Source organism: Streptomyces sp. NPDC001709, from assembly GCF_053596375.1.
Genome location: NZ_JBSFGB010000008.1, coordinates 224,642 through 246,619, shown reverse-complemented (window position 1 = coordinate 246,619; position 21,978 = coordinate 224,642). Strand labels below are relative to the sequence as shown.

Sequence of the window (21,978 nt, the reverse complement as noted above, 5' to 3'; positions counted from 1 at the left end):
AACAGCTCGCGAGTCACCCCGTCAAGAGGACTAGACCAACTGTGTCCGTCCGGATTCCTGATGTCTGCGGCCGCGTACGGTCCGCGGCGAACTCGGGGCTGGTCGGCAAGAGTTGGCTGCCGGTCGGCACGGCGTCCGGCAGTGATCGTTCGTCGGTTGTCCGTGGGCGGTATTAGGCTGGGTGACCGTGCATCCGGCACGTCGACGACAACCGCGCCGGACTGAAGCGTCAGGGAGTGACCGATGACCGTGGGAACCGAGCGGGCCGTCCTGGCAGGCGGTTGCTTCTGGGGCATGCAGGATCTGATCCGCAAGCAGCCGGGCGTGGTGGCCACCCGCGTCGGCTACAGCGGCGGCGACACGCCGAACGCCACGTACCGCAATCACGGCGACCACGCCGAGGCCATCGAGATCCTCTTCGACCCCACGGCGACGAGCTACCGCGACATCCTGGAGTTCTTCTTCCAGATCCACGACCCGACCACCAGGGACCGCCAGGGCAACGACATCGGGCGGAGCTACCGGTCCGCCATCTTCTACGGCGACGAGGAGCAGCACCGAATCGCCGTGGACACGATCGCGGACGTCGAGGCGAGCGGGCTGTGGCCGGGGAAGGTGGTCACGGAGGTGGAGCCCGTCGGCGACTTCTGGGAGGCGGAGCCCGAGCACCAGGACTACTTGGAGCGCTATCCCAACGGCTACACATGCCACTTCCCGCGCCCGAACTGGAAGCTGCCACGGCGCGGCCCGGCCACGGCGAACTGAGCGTCCGCCGAACCTCCCCCCGAACTCACCGGCACCGGGTCTCCGCCGGACGGCGGAGAGCGATCCGACCTGCGCGTGATGCGACCGGTCCGGGCGGCGACGAGTGTGGTCCTTCCGGAGGCGGAAGACCAGCACACGGCTTCCGCGGGACGCAGGGGGGAACTCGTGGAAGGGCTGGGCTCGTGGGACCGCTTCGACCGGCTGGGGCGGTCGGCGGCGTACGGGGCTGCGGCGGTGATGGCGCCGTACGCGTTGATCAAGATCTCGTGGGTGGTCGGCGCGATCGCGGGAGTGCTGCCGATCGGCGAGGGCTTCGGCCTGGCGGGGTGGCTCGTGCTCAACACCGCGACCATCGGCATGGCCGGCCTCGGAATCGCCATGGCCCTCGCGCTGGTACGGCCCTGGGGCATGCGGCTGCCGGAGCGGTGGGTCGCGGGTGTCGCCTGGGTGGGTACCGGCTTCCTCGTCCCTCTACTGCCGTACGCCGTACTGGACTCACTGCTGGGCCTGACGGGCGGTACGCCACGGCACCACGAGGACAGCGGCCCGACCATGCCGGGCTGGGAGGCCGCGCTGATCCAGACCAGCTTCGTGGGCATGGGACTCGGCCTGGCCCTCGCCCTGCCCGCGTATCTCAGGCGGCGCCGGCCGGACGTGTTCGCAGGCCGGGTCGGCGACGCGGGTACCGGCACCGCAGGCCGGGTGCGGTGGGGGGTGGGCGCCGGGCTGCTGATCGGGGCGGCCTGGATCTACTGGGCGTTCGGCGGTACGGCCGGTGTCGCGCATCCGGCGGACCGCGGCGCCGCTGAGCGGTTGCTGACCGGTGTGTGGGGGCTGTGGGCGTTCATCGCCTCGGCGGCCACCTGGGCCATCGCCCGCGGCCGCCCCGCCCGGCTGCCGCGGTGGATCCCCTTGACGCTCGGCTGGCTGGGGACGGGGTCGCTGTGCGCGTGGAGCGGCTGGCAGCTCCCGTTCGTCCTGTACGTGGCGCTGGCCCACCCCGCTGATACGTCCCTGCCGGAGAACCTCGCCGTCGCGGCCGCGCTGCACACCGCCGCGGTGACGGCAGGCGCGCTCATGCTGCCGACGCTCGTCCGCACCGGCGGGTCGGTCGCGGCGTGACCTGTTGGTCCGCACCGGCGGGTCGGTTATGGCATGACCTGTTCGTCCGTACCGGCAGGTCGGTTATGGCATGACCTGTTCGTCCGCACCCGCCGATCGGTCACGGCACGACCCGTTCGTCCGCACCCGCGGATCCGTCACGGCCTGACCCGAAGCCGCCGATGTCACGCGCACCCGGCGCTCGCGCGGGGCGGACACCCCGTTGGCCGGCGTGGCCGGTGGGCTCAGGACGGCCCAGGCCCGTCCGCGGGCACGGGCGGCAGGGCGAGGTGGGCCAGGTCGCCGGGCGGGGGAGTGGTCACCGGCCACAGGGGAGCGGCCTCCCCGTCGGCGAGTGCGGCCGGCGCGTCGGTGAGGTTCATGCGCTCGCGCAGCCGGCCGTAGAAGTCAGTGGGGCCCAGCCGAACCGCCTTCAGCCGGCGTGGCGCGGCGTACACGCCGATCCAGTCCCCGGGGCCGAGCACTCCGCGCAGCTGGCCGTCGATGCTGACGGCGGCCTGGCCCGAGCGTTCGAGGATCCGCAGCGCGACGGGCTCGTCGGGGGCGGCGACGACCGATCGGTTGAACACCATGTGCGGGGCGACGGGGGTGAACACCAGGCCCTCCGTGCGCGGTGAGACGACCGGGCCGCCGGCGGCGAAGCTGTACGCGGTGGAGCCCGTGGGCGTGGCCACCAGCAGCGCGTCGGCGGAGTAGCAGGCCAGGAGCCGGCCGGCCAGGTAGACACCGACCGACACCTGTCGGTCCCTGGCGAGCTTCTCCACGACGACGTCGTTGAGGGCGGTGACGTTCAGCGCGACACCCCACTCGTTACCCGTCTCGCACTCCGTACGGACCCGGGGCGGCGGCAGCATCGGCCCGCGGCCGTACCGCAGCAACGCCTCCATCTGCGCCGGCACCTCCAGCCGGCACGACGCCCGCATGGTGAGGAGCATCCGGCTCTCCACGGTGATCCGCTCCGTCAGGACCGCGTCCAGCGCCGCGCGCACCGCCGAGGCGGGAACCTCGGTGAGGAAGCCGACGCGGCCGAGATCGACACCGAGGACCAAGGCGTCGTGCTCGGCCGCCAGCCGGGCACCGCGCAGGAACGTGCCGTCACCGCCGAGCGTGACGATGAGATCCGGATCGCCCGCCGCCTCGACCTCCTCCAGCGCGCTGTGCCGCGCCCCCTCCTGCCACACGTCGATGTCGGCGCACCCCACGGCGTGCTCCGCGCACCACGCGCGCACGGTCCGCGCGGCGGCCACGGCCTCGGGGCGTCCGCCGTGTACCACCAGGCCGATACGGTTCACCGTCATCTCCGCCTCCCAGCCGGCTGTTCCCCTCCGCCATCCTCGCCGCGGACCGCTCCGGCACGGCACGCGCCACGCCGCCGGGGGGCCGCCTGGGTAGGCGGGCACGGGGAGGTGAGTACGGCTACTCGGGCCGTCGGCGCCGTACCGCGGGACACCAGGCGAGGATACGGCTACGCCGCAGCCTCGGGCGTCGTACTGGCCGCCTCCCTGCTGTCCTCCGTGGCGCAGCTGTCGCCGGCCGTGGCGTGCCGCTCGGTCGTCTTCATCGGGCTCGGTACCTTCCTCTCCCTCTACGCGGAGCAACGGCTGGGAGGGGGCGCGGCCGCCGGCACCGCCGCGCTGTTCCTGGTCTACCTCGGCGGCGCGGTCGGCTCCGTGCTGGGCGGCACGCTGGCGGAGCGCTGGAACCGGGTCACGGTGTGCCGGTGGTCCTACCTGGTCTCGGTCGCGGCGGTCGCGGGCGTGGTGTTCGTCCCCGGCCCCGCTCTGTACGCGTGCACTGCGCTGACCTCCGCCTGCAAACCGCCCTCGCCCCGCTCGTCCTCCTGCCCGCACTGAGCTGGCTGTTGCTGCGCACGCTCGCCGAGCCGGCCGACCCGCGGCTGCCCGCGCAAGAAGCCGGGACGTCGTGTTCGCCGTCGTAAAGACGGCGAAACGGCGGGGTAATGGCGTGGCGCGAACCTTCCCTGCAACGCCTCGGCACCCACCGGGGCGGACCGCAGGAAGAGGGAGCAGCCGTGACGGACACCGTCGACAAGCAGGCGCCGCCAGCCCCGCCGTCCTCCCCGGGCGGCCGGACCTACAACGGGTGGACCCGGAACGACACGCTGGAGGACTACTCACTGCGCTACGCGCCCAAGTCCTTCCGCCGCTGGACGCCGTACGTCGTGGCCACCACGGCCCTCGGCGGCATCGCCTATCTCGCGGACTTCGCCATCGGCGGCTCGATCGCCGTCTCCCACGGCTTCTCCAGCGCCATGGTGGCGATCCTGACCGCGGCGGTGGTCATCTTCCTCACCGGCATCCCGATCTCGTACTACTCGGCGAAGTACTCCATCGACATGGACCTGCTGACCCGGGGCGCCGGATTCGGGTATCTGGGCTCGACGCTGACCTCGGTGATCTACGCGAGCTTCACCTTCATCTTCTTCGCCCTCGAAGGCTCGATCATGGCGCAGGCCCTCGAACTGGGCCTGCACATACCGCTGCCCGTGGGCTACGTCATCTGCTCCCTGATCATCCTGCCGCTCGTCGTGTACGGCATGACCGCGCTGTCGAAAATGCAGGTGTGGACCCAGCCCGTCTGGCTGGTGCTGATGGTCGCGCCGTTCGTGTCCATCGCGATCCAGGAGCCGGGAAAGTTCGCCGAGTTCACGCACTTCGCGGGTGACTCGCCCACCGGGTCCGGCATCAGCATGATCGGCGTCGGGGCGGGCGCGGGCGTCGCGCTGTCGCTGATCGCGCAGATCGGGGAGCAGGTGGACTACCTGCGCTTCATGCCCGACAAGACGCCCGAGAACGGCAGGCAGTGGTGGGCCGCGGTCCTCGGCGCCGGGCCCGGCTGGGTGGTGCTGGGCGCGCTGAAGCAGATCGGCGGCGCCTTCCTCGCCTTCTTCATCGCCTCAAGCGTGGGACTGGCCAAGGCGAACGAGCCGATCCAGCAGTACGTCCACGGGTTCGGGACGTTCGCCGCGCCCGTCGCGCTGGGACTGGCCACCTTCTTCGTCATCCTGTCCCAGATAAAGATCAACTCGACCAACGCGTACTCCGGTTCGCTGTCCTGGTCGAACTTCTTCTCCCGGCTGACGCACCGTCACCCCGGCCGGGTCGTCTACATCTTCCTCAACGTGGGTATCGCGCTCGCGCTGATGGAGGGCGGCGTCTTCGGCTTCCTCAACACCGTCCTCGGCTTCTACTCCAACGTGGCCATCGCCTGGATCGGCGCGGTCGTCGCCGACCTGGTCGTCAACAAGCCGCTGAAGCTGAGCCCGTCGTACATCGAGTTCAAGCGGGCGCATCTGTACCACTTCAACCCGGTCGGTTTCGGCTCCATGCTGATCGCGTCGGCGGTCTCCATCGCCGCGTACTTCGATGCCTTCGGCTCCTACGGCAAGGCGTTCTCGCCGTTCATCGCGCTGTTCCTGGCCATGGTGCTCTCGCCGCTGTTCGCGGTGCTGACCAAGGGCAAGTACTACATCGCCCGCCCGGACGGCCTGGACGAGCCGCTGCTGGGGGCCGACGGGCTGCCCTCGGCCGCCACCTTGACCTGCTCGGTGTGCGAGACCGGCTTCGAGCGGCCCGACATGGCCGGCTGCCCCTTCCACCAGGGCGCGATCTGCTCGCTGTGCTGCAGCCTGGAGAAGGACTGCCACGACTCCTGCAAGGCCGTGGGAGCCGCGGGACCGGTCGACCTGGGCCTGCCCGCCGTACGCACCGCGGACTGAGCCGCCGCACGCCGGCGGTCGGTCAGCCGTAGCGACCGTCCTTGACGCCCCCGGTGCACCGGCCTAGCGTGAAACAGACACGTCTAGACAGGTAGGGCAGGTGGCTCGGCCATGACGCAACCGCAGGACCCCCTCGGACTCACCGACGGCAGATCCTCCGGCCGCCCGATGCAGGTGGAGACGCACGGACTCGACGTGATCGGGGACGCGGAGCGCAAGGGCTCCCCGCGCACGCTGTTCTGGCCCTGGTTCGGGGCGAACGTCTCCGTCCTCGGCCTGAGCTACGGCGCCTTCGCGTTCGGCTTCGGCATCTCCTTCTGGCAGGCCCTGGCCGCCGGCGTGCTCGGCATCATCGTCTCGTTCCTGCTGTGCGGGTTCATCGCGGTCGCCGGAAAGCGCGGCTCGGCGCCCACCATGGTGCTCAGCCGGGCGGCGTACGGCGTGCGCGGCAACCGGCTGCCGTCGGTGATCTCCTGGATGCTCACCGTCGGCTGGGAGACCGTCCTCGCCGCACTCGCCACGCTCGCCACCGCGACCGTCTTCAGCCGCCTCGGCTGGGGCGGCGGCACCGAGACCAAGGTGGTCGCGCTCATCGTCGTGGCCGCGCTCACCGTCGTCGGCGGAGTCATGGGCTTCGACCTGATCATGCGGCTGCAGACGGCCATCACCGTCATCACGGGCGTCCTCACGATCGTCTACGTCGCCCTCGTCGCCGACCACATCCACTGGAGCACCGTCAGCGCCCTCCCGGCCGGATCCGCCCAGCAGTTCATCGGCGCCCTGGTGTTCATGATGACCGGCTTCGGACTCGGCTGGGTCAACGCCGCCGCCGACTACTCCCGCTATCTGCCCCGCAGTTCGTCCAGCCGGGGCGTGATCGGCTGGACCACCTTCGGCGCCTCGGTCGCCCCGCTGCTCCTGCTGGTCTTCGGCCTGCTGCTGGCCGGTTCCTCGCAGCAGCTGAGCAAGGCCATCGCGGCCGACCCGATCGGCGCGCTCACCACGATCCTGCCCACCTGGTTCCTGGTGCCGTTCGCCGTGGTCGCCGTCCTCGGCCTGGTCGGCGGCGCCGTCCTCGACATCTACTCCTCGGGCCTGGCCCTGCTCTCCGCAGGCCTGCCGATCCCCCGCTACCTGGCCGCCCTCGTCGACGGCGTCCTGATGATCGCCGGCTCGGTCTACATCGTGTTCTTCGCCGGCGACTTCCTCGGCCAGTTCATGGGCTTCCTGACCACGCTCGGCGTCCCCATCGCCGCGTGGTGCGGCATCATGCTCGCCGACCTCGCCCTGCGCCGCCGCGACTACGACGACGGCGACCTCTACCGCCCGCACGGCCGCTACGGCGACATCGCGCTGCCGCCCCTGCTCCTCACCCTCGCCGCCACGGCCGTCGGCTGGGGCCTGGTCACCAACACCGCGGCGAGCTGGCTCGCCTGGCAGGGCTACCTCCTCGGCCCGCTGGGCCTCGGCGGCAAGACCGGTGCCTGGGCCTACGCCAACCTCGGCGTCCTGGTCGCGCTGGCCCTCGCCTTCCTCTGCACCCTGCTGCCGGGCCGGGGTCGGGTGCGTGCCCAGGAGGCACAGGCGCCGAGCCCGGTGGCCGACGAAGGGGTGCTGAACACATGACCGCCGGACACCTCGCCGTCATCGACATGCAGCGCGTCTTCGCCGACCGGGCGAGCCCCTGGGCCACCCCCCGGTACGCCGACGCGGCGGCGGGTGTACGCAGCCTGCTGCCGGCCTTCGCCGACCGCGTCACCTTCACCCGCTTCCTGGCCCCCGCGCAACCCACCGGAGCCTGGCGCGCCTATTACGACGACTGGCCCTTCGCCCTGCAGCCCCCGGACGCCGAACTCTGGGACCTGTCCGACGGGTTCGCCGACCTGGCCGGCCATGTCGTCGACGCCACCACCTTCGGCAAGTGGACCCCGGAACTCGCCGCCCGCGTCGGCCCGGACGACCGTCTGGTGCTGGCCGGTGTCAGTACGGAATGCTGTGTGCTGTCCACCGCCCTGGCCGCCGCCGACGCCGGTGCCGAGGTGCTGGTGGCCGCGGACGCCTGCGCGGGCGTGGACGACGACTCCCACGTCAAGGCCCTGCAGATCATGGAGCTGTACCGGCCGCTGATCCGCGTCACCACGGTCGACGACCTGCTCGCGGAGGCCGGGCCGTGACCGGCGTCCCGCTCAAGCACCAGCGGATCAGCCGGATCCTCGCCCGGGAGATCCGCGACGGCAGCCGCCCGTCCGGCGAACGGCTGCCCGGCGAACACGCCCTCGCCCAGCGGTTCGGCGTCAGCCGTACGACCATCCGCGCGGCCCTCGCCGAACTGTCCGAGGAAGGCCTGATCACCACCCGCACCGGCAAGGGCTCCTACGTCCTCTTCGACGGCCGCCCGCCGGACGACCGGCTCGGCTGGGCCCACGCGCTGCCCGTACGGGGCGTGGACACCACCGTGCGGACCCTCGCCGTACGCGAGACGCACGACGGGGCCCTCGCCGCCGAACTCGGCCTGGAGAAGGACGTGTTCGTGTGCGTGGAGCGGACCCGGGAGCTGGCCGCGGACGGGACCGTGGTGTCGTACGAGCGCTGCTTCCTGCCGCCGGTGCCGGTGATCCGCGAGCTGCCCGCCCGCGGCCTCGGCCAGGACCCGCTCACCGAGCTGCTGCTGCGCGCCGGGCTGCGGACCGACCACGGGGAGCAGCGGATCTCCGGGCGGCCGGTCGACGCCCGGGAGGCGGAGCTGCTGCGGCGCGCGCCGGGCGACTGGTTCCTCGAGACGCGGCGGACCAGCCGGGCGGCCGACGGCTCCTTCGTCGAGCACGTCGTCAGCCTGCTCGACCCCGACCACTTCCAGCTGACCCTCACCTTCGGCTGACGCGGTCGCGGCCGTGAGCGCGGTCGGCTGCGGTTCCCCAGGGGGAGGCCGCGCCCCCACCGGATCTCCTGCCGTCTCCTGCCGACCCGCACGCATGTCCCGCGGCCCACCGGGTACGCGAGGCGCGAGCACGCCCGGGCGCGGATCCGTCCCCGGGAGGCCCGTACGACCGTCGCTACCTGGGGATCTGCCATGGAGACACCCGCACACAACGACCTGCCGACGCCGGCCCAGCAGGCGCTGGACACGCTCGCCGAGAACGCCGAGGACGAGGCCGCGCTGGACGTCCTCGCCCACAGTGACGTGCTCGTCCCCGTGCCGGACGACGCGGTCGACGGAGAGGGCGCCGACGCCACGACCGTGGCCCTTCCCGTCCTGGAACAGCCCGGAGGCGACCCGGTCGTCCCCGTCTTCACCACAGAGGGCGAGATGGCCGACCTCCTGCCGTTCGTCTCCCGCTACCGCCTCATCCCCCTCGGCGCCCTCGCCTCCCAATGGCCCGACGAGGACCTCTCCCTGGCCATAGACGGCAACTCCACCCACGCCCTGACGCTCACGTCACAGGGGGTACGCACGCTGCTGGCCCGATGATCAACGCGCCCCTGGAAGGGGCGCAAAAATGACCCCATGGAATACATCGTCGGCGCGGCAGGGGCCCTGATCCTGGTGCTGGTCCTGACCAGCATCCTCCGTACCCTGGTGGTACCCCGGGGCCTCTACTCCGCGCTGGTCTTCCGCCTGTGGTGGGTGCTGCGCCGACTCCTCCGGCTCACAGCCGTCCGCAAGGACTACGCATCCATCGACCGCGCACAGACCTGGCTCGCCCCGCTGATGCTCGTCGGCATGCTCGCCACCTGGCTCGCCGGTGCCCTGCTCGGCTTCGGCCTCCTGCTGTACTCGCTGTCCCCGCTGTCCTGGACCACCGCGTTCCGGGAGGCGGGGTCCAGCCTGTTCACCCTCGGTTTCGCCGGCGGAGCCCGGCTGAGGCTGTCGGTGCTCGACTTCGTCGCCGCGGCCACCGGACCGGTCCTGATCGCCCTGCAGATCGCCTATCTGCCCACCCTGTACGCCGCCTACAACCGCCGTGAACTGGAGGTCACCCTGCTCCAGGCGCGGGCCGGCGAGCCGGCGTGGGGGCCGGAGATCCTCGCCCGGCAGTGGCTGGTCGACACCGAGACCGCGCTGCCCGCGCTGTACGGCGCCTGGGAACGCCTCGCCTCGGACATGGGTGAGAGCCACTCGACGTACCCCGTCCTGCTGACCTTCCGCTCCCCGCGCCCGCACCGCAGCTGGCTGGTCGGTCTCGTCGCGGTGATGGACGCGGCCGCGATGCAGCTGGCCCTGGACCCGCGGCTCGCCCCGCCGGAGGCCAGGCTGGTCCTGCGGGCCGGATTCACCGCCCTGCGCGACATCGCCCGCGCGCTGCGCATCCCGTTCGACTCCGACCCGTCGCCGGACGCCTCCATCCGGCTCACCTTCGCCGAGTTCGACGCCGCCGTGGCCATGCTGGAGTCGGCCGGTTTCCATGCCGAGCGTCCATCCAAGGACGCCTGGCAGCACTTCCAGGGCTGGCGGGTCAACTACGAGGCGATCGCCTACGAGCTGTGCCGCCGCTGCGACGCTGTACCCGCGCTGTGGACCGGCCCCCGAGACTTCCCCGGCGGCCCGATCCCGCCCGAGCGCCCGGCGGACCGCAGGCCCGGCGAAGGACGGCCGGAACTGCCCCCCGCCGCCGGGTAGTCCCCGGCCCGACGCGGGAAGATCCCAGCCAGGACAGGTCCGGACGTGTGCGAAGGAGCCGATGGTCGTGAGGGTCGTCCTGCTGGGCACCGCCGCCGGGGGCGGCTTCCCGCAGTGGAACTGTGCCTGCTCGCTGTGCGCGGCCGCCCGGGACGGCGAGCTGCCCTCCCGCACCCAGGAGTGCGCCGCCGTCACCGGCAACGGCCGCGACTGGTGGCTGCTGAACGCCTCGCCCGATCTGCGCACCCAGCTCGCCGCCACGCCGGCGCTGCGGCCGGGACCCGGTCCCCGGGAGACCCCGCTGCGCGGTGTGCTGCTCACCGACGCCGAGGCCGACCACGTCACCGGTCTCGCCGAACTGCGCGGAGCGGCGGGCCTCAAGGTCTACGCCGCCCCGCCGGTCCGCGCGGTCCTGGCCCCCGCCCGTGCCGCCCTGGACCGATACCGTCCCTGGGAGTGGGCGGACAGCCTGGCCGACGGCGGCTTCGTGCTGGCCGGGGGGCTGGTGGTCACGGCCCATCCGGTGGGCGTGAAGATCCCGAAGTACGTACCGGTGCAGGCGCCGGGACCGGCCGGCCCGTGGGTGACGGCGTACCGCGTCGAGTCACTGGCCAGCGGGGGAGTGCTGGTGTACGCGCCCTGTGTGGGTGCCTGGAGCCCGGCGCTCGACGAGCTGTGCGCCGGGGCGGACTGCGTGCTGATGGACGGCACCTTCTACGCGGCCGACGAGATGGGCAGCGCGGTACGGTCCGGCGCCGGGCAGGCCGCCATGGGACACCTGCCGGTCACGGGCCCGGACGGGACGCTCGCGGCACTGGCCCGCCATCGGGGAGCACGCCGGATCTACACCCACCTCAACAACACGAACCCGCTGCTCGACCCGGCGTCACCGGCACGCGCGCGTGTCGCCGAGGCGGGCGTCGAGGTCCTGCCCGACGGGGCCGAGCTGGTGCTCCAGCGGTCCGGCACCGTCTCTAGCGGTCCGGCCCGATGCTCTGACGGTCCTGCTCGGTGAGCATGCGCTCCAGCACGGCGCGCTGCAGGGGCAGCACCTCGGTGTGCAGCGCGCGGCCCTTGTCGGTGAGTGCCACCCACACCCCGCGCCGGTCCTCCGCGCACACCGAGCGCTCGACCAGACCGTCCTTCTCCAGTCGGCCGATGAGCCGGGACAGCGCGCTCTGGCTGAGATGGACCCGGCCGACCAGGTTCTGCACCCGGCACTGGTCCCCCGCCGCGGGCGACTCGGTCGCCAGGATGTCCAGCACCTCGAAGTCGCTGGCGCCCAGCCCGTGCGGGTGCAGGGCCCGGTCGATCTCGCACATCGTGCGTGCGTGCACGGCGAGGATGTCCCGCCACCGTTCCTCGAGCCGGGCGTCGGCCGTCTTGACTGCCATACCCGCACCGTAGCACCGATCCAGCCAATCGTTGAGTGTGCAATTAGTGCGGGTGCAAGCGTATGTGTACGGGGGCCGGTGCTCAGGCGGCCGCGTCCTGGAGGAGGCCGATCAGGTTGCCGTCCGGGTCCTTCACCGAGGCGATCAGCCGGCCGTTGCCGACGTCCCGCACGTCCTGGACCACCTCGGCGCCCGCCGCCAGCAGCGCCGCGAGGCGCTCCCGCAGGTCGGTGACGTGCCAGAACGGCACCGGCCCGGTCAGGCCCTGGGCGTGCCCGTTCGGGTCGAGACCGACGTCCTGGCCCTCGGCCTTGAATCCGACGTAGTAGGGCTGGTCCGCGTACGGCTCGACGCCCAGCAGGGCGGTGAACAGGGCCTTCGCGCGGTCCTTGTCCTTGACGGGGTAGATGATCGTCTGCACGCCGGCGGTCATGGGAGTCTCCTTCTCAGGTACGTGGCCCGACGGGGGTTTTCCGTCGGTGCACTTCACGTTAGGACCCGGGAGCCCGCCCCGGCTTCTTCGATCCTGACCGGTTGCGGGCTCCCCGGGTCCCTACTCGTTGTGCAGCACCTCGGCAACGGTGAGGCGGGCCGCGCGCCGGGCGGGGATCAGGGCGCCCACGACGGCGATCACCAGTCCCGCGAGCGCGAGTCCGGCCAGTTTCGGCGCGTGCCAGACGTCCGTCATGTACGACGGCAGGGTGATGTCGATTCCCGCCGCCATCCGCGGGATCACCACCTCGTAGGCCGCGATGCCCAGCGGGACCCCGAGCACGGATCCCAGCGCGCCGAGCACCGCCATCGACGTCACCGTCATCACCGTCACCTGGCGTGGGGTCATGCCGATCGACTTCAGCATGCCGAGGTCGCGGCGCCGGTCATGGGTGTTCAGCACGGCCGTGTTGAACACGCCGAGGGAGGCGACCAGGGCCAGCATCAGGGTGAGGGCGGTCGCCGAGTCGATGATGGTCCGGGCGCCGCTGCTCGGGCCGGTCAGTTGGGTACTGAGCCCCTTGTCGGCGGCTCGGGCGGCGCGCGCGTACGCCGCCGCGTCCGTGCCCTTGCGCAGTTCGACGTGGTAGGCGAACGCCTTTCCGTCCGGGACCAGGGCGGTGAACGTCGGCCAGGTGCCGGTGACCACCCGGTCGTTCTCCCGCATCAGCTCGCCGACCACGGTGACCTCCTCCGCGCGGCCGCTCTTGCGCAGCCGGAGGTGGTCACCGATGTGCGCCCCGTTGCGGCGTAGAAAGGCCGAGCCGACCACGACCTCTCCCGGACGGTGCATCCAGTGGCCCCGGACGAGCACGTCGTCCAGGGGGAGGTCCGGCCCGCGCCGGCCCTCGAAGACGATCCTCTGTGTGGAACCCTCGAGCCGCGCGTCCTCGTCCCCCCGGGCCGTCACCCGTGCCGCGCCCGGCAACGCGCCCAGCATCGACTGGAGTTCGCGGTCGCCGTGGACCGGCAGCACCTTCTTGCCATGGACGTAGTCGCTTGCGTACACCGTGACGTCGTACGCACCCTTGCGGCCGTCCCCGAAGAGGGTCATCGTCGTCGCCAGGCCCGTCGCGAACGTCACCGTGGTCACGCCCAGGACCACCGCGGCCAGGGTGAGCGCGCTGCGCGCGGGACGGGCGAAGGGCAACCCCACCCCGAGGCTCACCGACCGCGGCAACCGTAGCCCCGCGAGCCGTCGCTGGATGCCGAGCGCCCGCCCCGCACGCGGTGCGCTGCCCGCGCTGATCGCTCGCGCTGCGGACAGCCTCTGGGCCCGCACGGACGGGCCGAGCGCGGCCAGCACGCAGACCAACGGCATGCCGATGAGACTGAGCAGGTCGACCCAGGGCGCGATGCCGAGCTTGTCGTGCAGCACTCCTGAGTCCGGCCCCGTGAACACGAACTTGAAGAACGGCTCGGCCAGCAGGTTGCCGACGAGCGTGCCGAGTGCGCAGCCCAGCACGGCCGGTACGCAGACCATCACCAGGTAGACGCCCAGCACCTGCCCCGGAGTGAACCCGAGGGCCTTGAGGATGCCGATGTGCCGGAAGCCCGACACCACCGCGCCGCCGACCACGTTGGCGACGATCAGCACCGCGACCAGGATGCCGAGGATGCCGAATGCCATGAGGTACGGGGCGTACGCGCGCGCGTTGCTCCCGATCCGGTGCTTGAGCGTCAGATAGCTCTGCGATCCCCTCAGCGAGCCCTTCGGCAGCCCCTCGGTCACCCGGGCCAGCCCCGCGCCCAGCGCGCTCTGCGAGGACGCGTCCCGGAAGCGGTACAGCATCTGCGTGGTGTTCGGGTGCAGGGCCGCGATCTGGTCCGGGGCGACCCACACGTCCGCCGTGTCACTCAGATCGAAAGCGAATCCGACGATGGTGAGGGTCGGCCCGGACGGCAGCTGGAACTTCTTGCCGATGTCGGCGCCGGTCCAGTCGGACTGCCGGTTGAGAACCATCTCGCCCGGCCGGGTCGGCCACCGGCCCGCCCACAGGTCCAGCCGGTCCACCGCGCCGCCGGGCCCGGAACGGCCCACGACCGTGACCTCGCCGCCGAGCCCCAGGTCCTCCGCGTCGCGCGGGATGTCCACCGTCGCCTGCGGGAACGGGCCCGCCACCGCCTCCACTCCGGGCTGCATCGCGGCTCGTTCCAACTGCGCGTCCGACACCTCGCCCGGATCGAACCCGGCGACGATGTGCGGTCCGTGCTGCTTGCCGAAGACATGGTCGAACGGCGCCGACGCCGCGTCCACCAGCCCCAGCGCGACCACGATCGACCCCGTCGACACCAGTGTGACCAGCCAGATCACCAGCGTCTGAAGTCTCCGCCTGCGCACCGCCGCCCGCGCGGCCTTCCACACCGCCCTCATACCGACGGCTCCAGGGTGTGCTCACCGGTCACCCGGCCGTCGGCCAGCTCCACCAGGCGGCTCGCACAGCGCTGGGCGAGATGCCGGTCGTGCGTGACGATGACGAGCGTCTGCCCGATCTGGTTCAGGTCGATCAGCAGGTCCATCACCTGCTCCCCGGCCCGGCTGTCCAGCGCGCCGGTCGGCTCGTCGGCCAGCAGCAGCGCCGGCCGGTTCATCAACGCCCGTGCCACGGCGACCCGTTGCCGCTCACCACCGCTGAGCACCGCCGGGTAGGCGTTGCGGCGGTCCGTGATGCCCAGCTCCTCGAACAGCTCCAGTGCGCGGCGACGGGCCTGCCTGGCCGGCGTGCCGGTCAACTGGGCGGCCAGCGCCACGTTGTCCAGGGCCGACAGATCGTCGATGAGGTTGAAGAACTGGAAGATCATGCCGATCCTGCGCCGCCGGTACAGCGCGAGCCCCTTCTCGCTCAACTCCCCGACGCTCTCGCCGTGTACGACGACACTTCCGGCCGTCGGCCGGTCCAGCCCGGCGATCATGTTGAGCAGCGTGGACTTGCCGCACCCCGAGGGGCCCATCACCGCGACCGCCTCCCCGGCGCGGATCTCCAGTGACACCCCGTCGAGCGCGACCGTCTCGCCGTACTCCTTGCGCACACCGTCGAGCCGTACGACGGTGTCTCCCGTTCTCACCTCGGTGACCATGGGCAGGACGCTAGACGCGGGACGACACCCCGTGCATCCCTCCCCGGATGGCACTGCGGCGCGGACTCATCCCACGGATGGATAACGCTGAATCCCCAGGTCGATGCGGATGTCAGTGCCGTCTGCGACCATGAACGGCATGGGGGAGAACGACGTGCTGGCGGCGGCGCTCGCGGTGGCGTGCGCGGCCGTTCTCGGGCTGACGGTGGCGCTGGTGCGCACCCGGCGCCGCTGGCAGGCGGCGGTCGGGGAGCGGGGCTGGCTGCTGGAGCGCGAGCGGGAGAGCGCGGCGGAGGCCGCGATCGCTGCCGAACGCGACCGGATCGCCCGCGAGTTGCACGACATCGTCAGTCACAACGTCAGCCTCATGGTGGTCCAGGCGAGCGCCGCCCGCGAGGTGCTGGGCACGATGCCGGACGAGGCGGCCACGGCTCTCAGAGCCGTCGAGGACGCGGGCCGGGGCGCGATGACCGACCTCAGACATCTGCTGGGACTGCTGGCACCCGCACAGGACGGCACGGACACGGACCCGGCACGCCCGGACACCGGCCCGGGAGCGGACGCGGATGCGGTGAGCAGGCCCCTCGCCCCACAGCCGGGCCTCGACCGGCTCGGCCCGCTCGTGGACCGGATATCGTTCGCCGGGCTGCCGGTGGAGGTCCGCATCTCCGGCGAGCCGCGCCCGCTGCCCCAGGGCATCGACGTGACCGCATACCGAATCATCCAGGAAGCCCTGACCAATGCGCTCCGGCACGGCGACGGCGGCAAGGCGGAGGTGACCGTGCGGTACGCCGACCACGCGCTGCGCGTCGAGGTACTCAACACCGGTCCCAGCGTGCTCACCGGCACCGCCCCGGCCACGCCGAGACCGCCGACCCGCGGCACCGGCCGCGGCCTGCTCGGCCTGCGCGAGCGGGTCGCCGTCTACGGCGGTGACCTGGACGCCCGCCGCAGACTCGGCGGCGGCTATCGCGTCCGCGCCCGCATACCCCTGGACCGTCCATGGGACCGTCCATGACGGCGGACGCGCCCGAGCGGGCGCCCCGGGTACTGATCGCCGACGACCAGACACTGATCCGAACCGGCTTCCGGTTGATCCTCACCGCCCGCGGCATCGAGGTGGTCGGCGAGGCCGCGGACGGCACCGAAGCGGTGTCCGCGGCACGCGAACTGCGCCCGGACGTGGTCCTCATGGACATCCGCATGCCCGCCATGGACGGCCTGGAGGCCACCCGCCGCATCCTGGAGCAGATCCCCGGCTGCCGGGTGCTCATGCTGACCACGTTCGACCTGGACCGGTATGTGTACGAGGCGCTCTCCATCGGGGCCAGCGGCTTCCTGCTGAAGGACGTCACCCCGGAGCACCTGGCGGCGGCCGTACGCCTCGTCGGCACCGGCGACGCCCTGCTCGCGCCGCAGATCACCCGGCGCCTGGTCGAGCGCTACGCGGCCGAGGCCGACCGGACGCCGGAGACGGTGCCCACCGACCTGGCCGCGCTCACACCCCGCGAGCGGGAGGTGCTGACCCTCATGGGCCGCGGCCTGTCCAACACGGAACTGGCCACCGAGCTGACCCTGAGCGAGGCGACGGTCAAGTCCCACGTGGCCCGCATCTTCGCCAAGCTGGGCCTGCGCGACCGCGCCCAGGCGGTGGTCCTGGCCTATGAGACGGGCCTGGTCGCGCCCCGCAGGGGTGCGGGGAACGGCGCGACCAGCCACAACGGTGCCGCAGACGCCTGACGCCCTTTACCGGCACCCCGCGACGCGCCAAGGCGGCTCACGCGGAAGCGCGCCGCACCAGCTCCGTAGGCAGTATCACCGCCGCCGGATCCTCCCCGCCGATCTGCGCGAGCAGCACCCGCACCATCTCGTTGCTGATCCGGTCCCACGGCTGCCGGATCGTGGTCAGCTCCGGGGTCACGGCCGTCGCCGCCGGGGAGTCGTCGAAGCCGCCGACAGCGATGTCATCCGGCACCCGTTTGCCCGCCCGGTGCAGCGCCGCCAGCACGCCCTGCGCCATCAGGTCGGAGGCGACGAACACCGCGTCCATGTCGGGGGCCTGCGCCAGCAGCCGCTCCGCGCCCGCCTCCCCGCTCGCCCGGCTGTAGTCCCCGGACACGATCAGGCTCTCGTCGACCGCGATGCCCGCCTCGACCAGCACCTCCCTGTACCCGGCGAGCCGCTCCACACCGCCGGGGGTGTCCAGCGGACCGGTGACCACCCCGATCCGGCGCCGGCCCAGTGACAGCAGGTGCCGGACCATGTCCCGGGCACCGTCCCGGTCGTCGGCGGCCACGTAACTCACCTTGGAGCCGAGCCCGATGGGCTTGCCGCACGCCACGAGCGGCACACCCGCCTCCCGAAGCTCCTGCGCGACCGGATCGCCCGAGTGGCTGGAGACCAGCAGCACCCCGTCGACGTGCCCGGCGGTGATGTACCGCGTGATACGCCGCCGTTCGTCCTGGCCCTGCATCTCGCCAAGGGCGGCGACAAGTCCGGCATGGAGTGGTGGTTCGACAACGCCGTCGCGAACGGCGTGAAGTTCGACGCGATCGGCCTGTCGTACTACGGCTACTGGCACGGCCCGCTCTCCGACTTCCAGACGACCCAGGACGACGCGGCCTCCCGCTACGGCAAGCCGGTGTTCGTCGCCGAGACCGCCTACCCGTTCACCCTGGCCCAGGACGACTCCCTGGAGAACCAGATCGATACCACGAGCGAGCTGGTGAGCGGCTACCCGGCGACCGTGGCCGGCCAGACCGAGTGGATGAACGACGTGGCGAGCATCGTCGAGGCCGTCCCGAACGGCCGCGGCCTCGGCGTCTTCTACTGGGAGGCGACCTGGACCGCCGTCACCGGCGACGGCTGGGACCCCACCGACGCCACCTCCGGCAACGGCTGGGAGAACCAGGCCCTGTTCGGCTACGACGACAAGGCGCTCTCCTCCATGACGTGGTTCAGCCACCGCTGAACCACGGGTGACGAGGCCCGGCCGTAAGGGGCGGCCGGGCCTCCGCCGATTTTCCGGGGTCATATGCCCACTCCTTGGTCGCACGGCCGTTCGGTACCGGACAACGACGGCCGAGTCCCCTGCGCGACGGAGTTGCCCGGTCCACAGTGGGAACACTGCGTACGAGGAGGCCGGGGACGGAGGCGGACGGATGATGGGAACTCCCTCGGGCCGGATGCGGCAGACGATTCTGGAATGGCTCAAGGAACCCGCGGCGCATTTCCCGGCGCCCCGTCGCCGCGATCTGGCCGAGACGGGAGTCACCGCGCGCGCCGTGGCCGCCAAGCTGGGCGTGCCGCGCCGGACCGCCCTCGCCCACCTGGACTTCCTCACCCGGCTCGGCCTGCTGCGCAGCCGCCGCGTCTGCTGCCGCACGTACTACCGGCGCGACGAGATCCGCATCGCCGAGGTGGCCCGGGTTTTCGAGAAGGGGTGGTGAGGGGACGACACTGTGGGCACGGCCGGCCGCCGGGATGGACCGGCCCACGGCGGAAGGGCAGCGCACATGGACCGACCCACGGCACTGGTCCCACTCCACTACGTCTCCCTGGGCGCCCGCGGCCCCGAGGACGTCGTGCCCGACGCGCACGGGCGGGTGCTGACCGGGGTGGGCGACGGCCGGATCCTGCGCGTCCACCACCCCGGCGACCCGCGCCTGGCCCGGGTGGAGGTGCTGGCCGACACCGGCGGCCGGCCGCTCGGAGTCGAACCGCTGCCGGACGGCGGCCTGTTGGTGTGCGACGCGGAACGGGGACTGCTGCGCGTCGACCCCGGGGACGGCCCCGGCGCCGGTACCGTCCGTGTCCTCGCGGACGCGGCGGCGGGGGAGCGGCTCCGCTTCTGCAGCAACGTCGTCGCCCTGCCCGACGGCACCGTGTACTTCACCGTCTCCAGCCGCCGCTACCCGCTGGACCAGTGGATCGGCGACATCGTCGGACACACCGGCACCGGTCGCCTGCTGCGCCTGCCGCCCGAGGGAGGCGAGCCCGAAGTCCTGCTGGAGGGGCTGCAGTTCGCCAACGGCCTGGCGGCAGCCGCCGACGGCGCGTTCCTGGTGATCGCCGAGACCGGTTCCTGCCGCCTCACCCGCTACCACCTCACCGGCCCGCACGCCGGACAGTCCGACCTCTTCGCCACGCTTCCCGGCATGCCGGACAACCTCTGGCGCGAGGGCCCCGACGGCCCGTTGTGGGTCGCGCTCGCAAGCCCCCGGGTCCCGCCCCTGGACCTGCTGCACCGCACCCCGCCCGCCGTGCGCGGCGCCGCCGCCCGGGCCGCCGTACACGCGCCGTACCGCCCGAGCGGAACGATCGGGGTGCTGGCCCTCGACGACGCCGGCCGGACCGTGGCGCACCTCACCCGCCGCCGCTCGGGCTTCCGCATGGTCACCAGCGTCTGCGCGATCGGGGACCGTCTCGTCCTCGGCAGCCTCCAGGAGCCGGGCGTCGCGGTCTGTGCCCGGCCCGTCGTCCCCTGACCCGGCGGTAGGCTGGTGCCCGGCCGTGATCACCCGTCGGGGCAGGCCGAACAGGAGACCCAAGCAGCATGACAGCCCCGGAAGTCGAGAGCCTCCGTGTCCGCCCCACGCCACGGCGGCGGTCCGAGTGGCGTACCCAGGCCCCCGTCGTCGCGGTGGTCGCCCTCGGCGGCGCCCTGGGTGCGTGCGCCCGTTACGGGCTCACCCTGGCCTGGCCCACGTCGCCCGGCGCCTTCCCCTGGGCGACCTTCTGGACCAACGTCGTCGGCTGCGCCGTCATCGGCGTTCTCATGGTGCTGATCACCGACGTGTGGGCCGCCCACCGCCTCGTCCGCCCCTTCTTCGGTACCGGCGTGCTCGGCGGCTTCACCACCTTCTCCACCTACGCCGTGGACATCCGCAAGCTGGTCGACGCCGGCCGCCCCGGCATCGGGCTGGCCTATCTCGCCGCGACGCTGTGCGCGGCCCTCGCCGCGGTGTGGCTCGCCTCGGTGGCCGCCCGCCGGGTGCTGATCAGGAGGCAGGGATGACGTCACTCACCGGCCGGGCCCTCAGGCTGACCGTCTACATCGGCGAGGACGACACCTGGCACCACAAGCCCCTCTACTCGGAGATCGTGCACCGCGCGCACGCGGCCGGACTGGCCGGGGCGAGCGTCTTCCGGGGTATCGAGGGCTTCGGCGCCTCCTCGCGCATCCACACCTCCCGCCTGCTGTCCCTGAGCGAGGACCTGCCCGTGGCGGTCGTCGTCGTGGACACCGAGGAGCGTGTACGGGCGTTTCTGCCGCAGCTCGACGAACTCGTCGACGAAGGACTCGTGACCCTGGAGGAGTGCGAGGTCGTCCGGTACGTGGGACGCGAAAGCGGCCCGCGGGGCACGGATCCGAAGGGTAAGAAGTCGTTGTGAACTGGCTGTTGGTCATCGCGGGGGCCGCGGTCGGCGCACCGCTGCGCTATCTCACCGACCGTGCCGTACAGGCCCGCCACGACTCGGTCTTCCCCTGGGGCACCTTCGTGGTGAACGTCACCGGCTGCCTGGTCCTCGGGCTGCTCACGGGCGCGGCCTCCGCCGGGGCCGCCGGGCCCCACCTGCAGCTTCTGCTGGGCACCGGGCTGTGCGGGGCGCTGACGACGTATTCGACCTTCTCCTACGAGACCCTGCGGCTGACCGAGGCCGGATCCGGCCTCTACGCTGCGGTCAACGTCGTCGCGAGCGTGGTGGCGGGACTCGCCGCCGCCTTCGCCGGTGTCTCACTCGCGCACGTCCTGTGGGCCTAGCGCTTGCCACACGTCCGGGCACAGCAAGTACTGTCTACAACACTGTCGACCAACTCTCCTCAGAACTGGATCCCATGAGCGCCATCTCCGTCGGTCAAGCCGTCGTCCTCGGAGTAGTCGAGGGGGTGACCGAGTTCCTCCCGGTGTCCTCCACGGGGCACCTGAAGATCACCGAGGGACTCATGCACATCCCGGTCGACGACAAGTCCGTCGTCGGTTTCTCCGCCGTCATCCAGGTCGGCGCCATCGCCGCCGTGCTCGTGTACTTCTTCAAGGACATCAAGCGGATCGTCTCCGCCTGGTTCCGCGGTCTGACCAACCGCGAGGAGCGCTACCACCACGACTACAAGTTCGCCTGGTGGGTGATCGCCGCCACCATCCCGATCGTCATCGTGGGTCTTGCCGCCAAGCCGCTGATCGACGGCCCGCTCGCCTCGCTGTGGGTGGTCGCGGGCTCGCTGATCGTCGGCTCGGGCGTGATGTGGGCGGCCGACCAGATGGGTCGGCACAAGCGCGGTGAGGACGACACGTCCTTCAAGGACGCGATGTGGGTCGGCTGCTCGCAGATCCTCGCCCTGCTCTTCCCCGGCTTCTCCCGCTCCGGTGCCACCATGTCCACGGCGCTCATCCGGGACCTCGACCGTGTCGCCGCCACCCGTCTGTCGTTCTTCCTCGGTATCCCGGCCCTGACCGGCGCCGGCATCTACGAGCTCAAGGACGCCCTCGGCGCGGGCGTGGGCGCCGCCCCGCTGGCCGTGGGCACCATCGTGTCCTTCGTGGTCGCCTACGCCTCCATCGCCTGGCTGCTGAAGTTCGTCGCCAAGCACTCCTTCAACGCCTTCGTGATCTACCGCATCGTCATCGGCGTCGGCCTGCTCGGCCTGCTCGCCACAGGTGTGCTCAACGCCTGACCGAACCTCCTGATCACCCACGGGGTGCGGATGCCTGCATTCAGGCGCCGCGCCCCGTGAATGTTTCCTTACGCGATGCCTTGACAGTCCCGGC

22 protein-coding genes and 3 pseudogenes are annotated in these 21,978 nt (G+C 71.9%); 19 read left to right on the top strand and 6 right to left on the bottom strand.

Going from position 1 to position 21,978, the window contains the following annotated elements; translation table 11 throughout:
* Positions 1–243 precede the first annotated feature (243 nt).
* Complete coding sequence (gene msrA, locus ACWC0C_RS15455; protein ID WP_449196171.1) at positions 244–765, top strand: peptide-methionine (S)-S-oxide reductase MsrA; 522 nt, start codon at positions 244–246, stop codon at positions 763–765.
* Positions 766–930: 165 nt separating this feature from the next.
* Positions 931–1,887, top strand: a complete 957-nt coding sequence (locus tag ACWC0C_RS15450) for a hypothetical protein (RefSeq protein WP_450864390.1) — start codon at positions 931–933, stop codon at positions 1,885–1,887.
* A 224-nt stretch (positions 1,888–2,111) separates the two neighbouring features.
* Here the strand turns inward: ACWC0C_RS15450 and ACWC0C_RS15445 are convergent, their stop codons facing one another.
* A complete protein-coding gene (locus tag ACWC0C_RS15445; RefSeq protein WP_450864388.1) occupies positions 2,112–3,185 on the bottom strand; it encodes an NAD(+)/NADH kinase in 1,074 nt (357 codons plus the stop codon).
* Between the two features lie 207 nt (positions 3,186–3,392).
* Here ACWC0C_RS15445 and ACWC0C_RS15440 point away from each other — a divergent pair.
* The 8 genes and pseudogenes from ACWC0C_RS15440 to pqqB all read left to right on the top strand — a co-directional run.
* A pseudogene (locus tag ACWC0C_RS15440) lies at positions 3,393–3,826 on the top strand (MFS transporter); the annotation flags it as partial.
* A 93-nt stretch (positions 3,827–3,919) separates the two neighbouring features.
* Complete coding sequence (locus ACWC0C_RS15435) at positions 3,920–5,626, top strand: purine-cytosine permease family protein (protein ID WP_450864386.1); 1,707 nt, start codon at positions 3,920–3,922, stop codon at positions 5,624–5,626.
* 111 nt (positions 5,627–5,737) lie between these two features.
* Positions 5,738–7,252, top strand: a complete 1,515-nt coding sequence (locus ACWC0C_RS15430) for a purine-cytosine permease family protein (protein ID WP_450864384.1) — start codon at positions 5,738–5,740, stop codon at positions 7,250–7,252.
* Positions 7,249–7,800 carry a cysteine hydrolase family protein gene (locus ACWC0C_RS15425; RefSeq protein WP_449196175.1) on the top strand — a complete coding sequence of 184 codons (552 nt, stop codon included), beginning with the start codon at positions 7,249–7,251 and terminating at the stop codon, positions 7,798–7,800. The genes ACWC0C_RS15430 and ACWC0C_RS15425 overlap by 4 nt, the downstream gene beginning before the upstream one ends.
* On the top strand, positions 7,797–8,504 hold the full coding sequence (locus ACWC0C_RS15420) for a GntR family transcriptional regulator (protein WP_450864382.1): 708 nt from the start codon (positions 7,797–7,799) through the stop codon (positions 8,502–8,504). Before ACWC0C_RS15425 ends, ACWC0C_RS15420 begins: the two co-directional genes overlap by 4 nt.
* Positions 8,505–8,696: 192 nt before the next feature.
* Positions 8,697–9,095 (top strand): SseB family protein, encoded by a 399-nt coding sequence (locus ACWC0C_RS15415; RefSeq protein ID WP_449196177.1) that lies wholly within the window; start codon positions 8,697–8,699, stop codon positions 9,093–9,095.
* 36 nt (positions 9,096–9,131) lie between these two features.
* A complete protein-coding gene (locus ACWC0C_RS15410; protein ID WP_450864380.1) occupies positions 9,132–10,244 on the top strand; it encodes a hypothetical protein in 1,113 nt (370 codons plus the stop codon).
* 67 nt (positions 10,245–10,311) lie between these two features.
* Positions 10,312–11,259, top strand: coding sequence for a pyrroloquinoline quinone biosynthesis protein PqqB (gene pqqB / locus ACWC0C_RS15405; protein ID WP_450864379.1), 948 nt, complete (start codon positions 10,312–10,314; stop codon positions 11,257–11,259).
* On the opposite strand, the gene ACWC0C_RS15400 is transcribed toward pqqB, so the two are convergent.
* The 4 genes from ACWC0C_RS15400 to ACWC0C_RS15385 form a co-directional block, all read right to left on the bottom strand.
* A complete protein-coding gene (locus ACWC0C_RS15400; protein ID WP_449196180.1) occupies positions 11,219–11,638 on the bottom strand; it encodes a MarR family winged helix-turn-helix transcriptional regulator in 420 nt (139 codons plus the stop codon). The genes pqqB and ACWC0C_RS15400 overlap by 41 nt on opposite strands.
* 82 nt (positions 11,639–11,720) lie before the next feature.
* A complete protein-coding gene (locus tag ACWC0C_RS15395) occupies positions 11,721–12,071 on the bottom strand; it encodes a VOC family protein (protein ID WP_449196181.1) in 351 nt (116 codons plus the stop codon).
* 120 nt (positions 12,072–12,191) lie between these two features.
* The gene (locus tag ACWC0C_RS15390) at positions 12,192–14,504 is read right to left on the bottom strand and encodes an FtsX-like permease family protein (RefSeq protein ID WP_450864376.1); all 2,313 of its coding nucleotides are present in this window, start codon (positions 14,502–14,504) and stop codon (positions 12,192–12,194) included.
* On the bottom strand, positions 14,501–15,208 hold the full coding sequence (locus ACWC0C_RS15385) for an ABC transporter ATP-binding protein (RefSeq protein WP_449196183.1): 708 nt from the start codon (positions 15,206–15,208) through the stop codon (positions 14,501–14,503). The genes ACWC0C_RS15390 and ACWC0C_RS15385 overlap by 4 nt, the downstream gene beginning before the upstream one ends.
* A gap of 139 nt (positions 15,209–15,347) precedes the next feature.
* Between ACWC0C_RS15385 and ACWC0C_RS15380 the strand changes: the two genes are divergently transcribed.
* The gene (locus tag ACWC0C_RS15380; protein WP_450864375.1) at positions 15,348–16,226 is read left to right on the top strand and encodes a sensor histidine kinase; all 879 of its coding nucleotides are present in this window, start codon (positions 15,348–15,350) and stop codon (positions 16,224–16,226) included.
* Positions 16,223–16,948, top strand: a complete 726-nt coding sequence (locus tag ACWC0C_RS15375) for a response regulator (RefSeq protein WP_450864373.1) — start codon at positions 16,223–16,225, stop codon at positions 16,946–16,948. Before ACWC0C_RS15380 ends, ACWC0C_RS15375 begins: the two co-directional genes overlap by 4 nt.
* A 37-nt stretch (positions 16,949–16,985) precedes the next feature.
* Here the strand turns inward: ACWC0C_RS15375 and ACWC0C_RS15370 are convergent.
* Positions 16,986–17,672, bottom strand: a pseudogene (locus ACWC0C_RS15370) (LacI family DNA-binding transcriptional regulator); the annotation flags it as partial.
* Here ACWC0C_RS15370 and ACWC0C_RS15365 point away from each other — a divergent pair.
* The 7 genes and pseudogenes from ACWC0C_RS15365 to ACWC0C_RS15335 form a co-directional block, all read left to right on the top strand.
* Positions 17,670–18,179 (top strand): annotated as a pseudogene (locus ACWC0C_RS15365) (glycosyl hydrolase 53 family protein); the annotation flags it as partial. The pseudogenes ACWC0C_RS15370 and ACWC0C_RS15365 sit on opposite strands and share 3 nt — an antisense overlap.
* Before the next feature lie 190 nt (positions 18,180–18,369).
* Positions 18,370–18,657, top strand: coding sequence for a helix-turn-helix domain-containing protein (locus tag ACWC0C_RS15360; RefSeq protein WP_450864371.1), 288 nt, complete (start codon positions 18,370–18,372; stop codon positions 18,655–18,657).
* 66 nt (positions 18,658–18,723) lie between these two features.
* A complete protein-coding gene (locus tag ACWC0C_RS15355; protein ID WP_450864369.1) occupies positions 18,724–19,695 on the top strand; it encodes an SMP-30/gluconolactonase/LRE family protein in 972 nt (323 codons plus the stop codon).
* A gap of 68 nt (positions 19,696–19,763) precedes the next feature.
* Positions 19,764–20,225, top strand: coding sequence for a fluoride efflux transporter CrcB (gene crcB / locus ACWC0C_RS15350; protein WP_450864367.1), 462 nt, complete (start codon positions 19,764–19,766; stop codon positions 20,223–20,225).
* The gene (locus tag ACWC0C_RS15345) at positions 20,222–20,602 is read left to right on the top strand and encodes a DUF190 domain-containing protein (protein WP_450864365.1); all 381 of its coding nucleotides are present in this window, start codon (positions 20,222–20,224) and stop codon (positions 20,600–20,602) included. The genes crcB (ACWC0C_RS15350) and ACWC0C_RS15345 overlap by 4 nt, the downstream gene beginning before the upstream one ends.
* Positions 20,599–20,973, top strand: coding sequence for a fluoride efflux transporter CrcB (gene crcB, locus ACWC0C_RS15340; RefSeq protein WP_450864363.1), 375 nt, complete (start codon positions 20,599–20,601; stop codon positions 20,971–20,973). The genes ACWC0C_RS15345 and crcB (ACWC0C_RS15340) overlap by 4 nt, the downstream gene beginning before the upstream one ends.
* 74 nt (positions 20,974–21,047) lie before the next feature.
* Entirely contained in the window at positions 21,048–21,884 is an 837-nt protein-coding gene (locus ACWC0C_RS15335; RefSeq protein WP_449196191.1) for an undecaprenyl-diphosphate phosphatase, read from the top strand.
* Positions 21,885–21,978 lie beyond the last annotated feature (94 nt).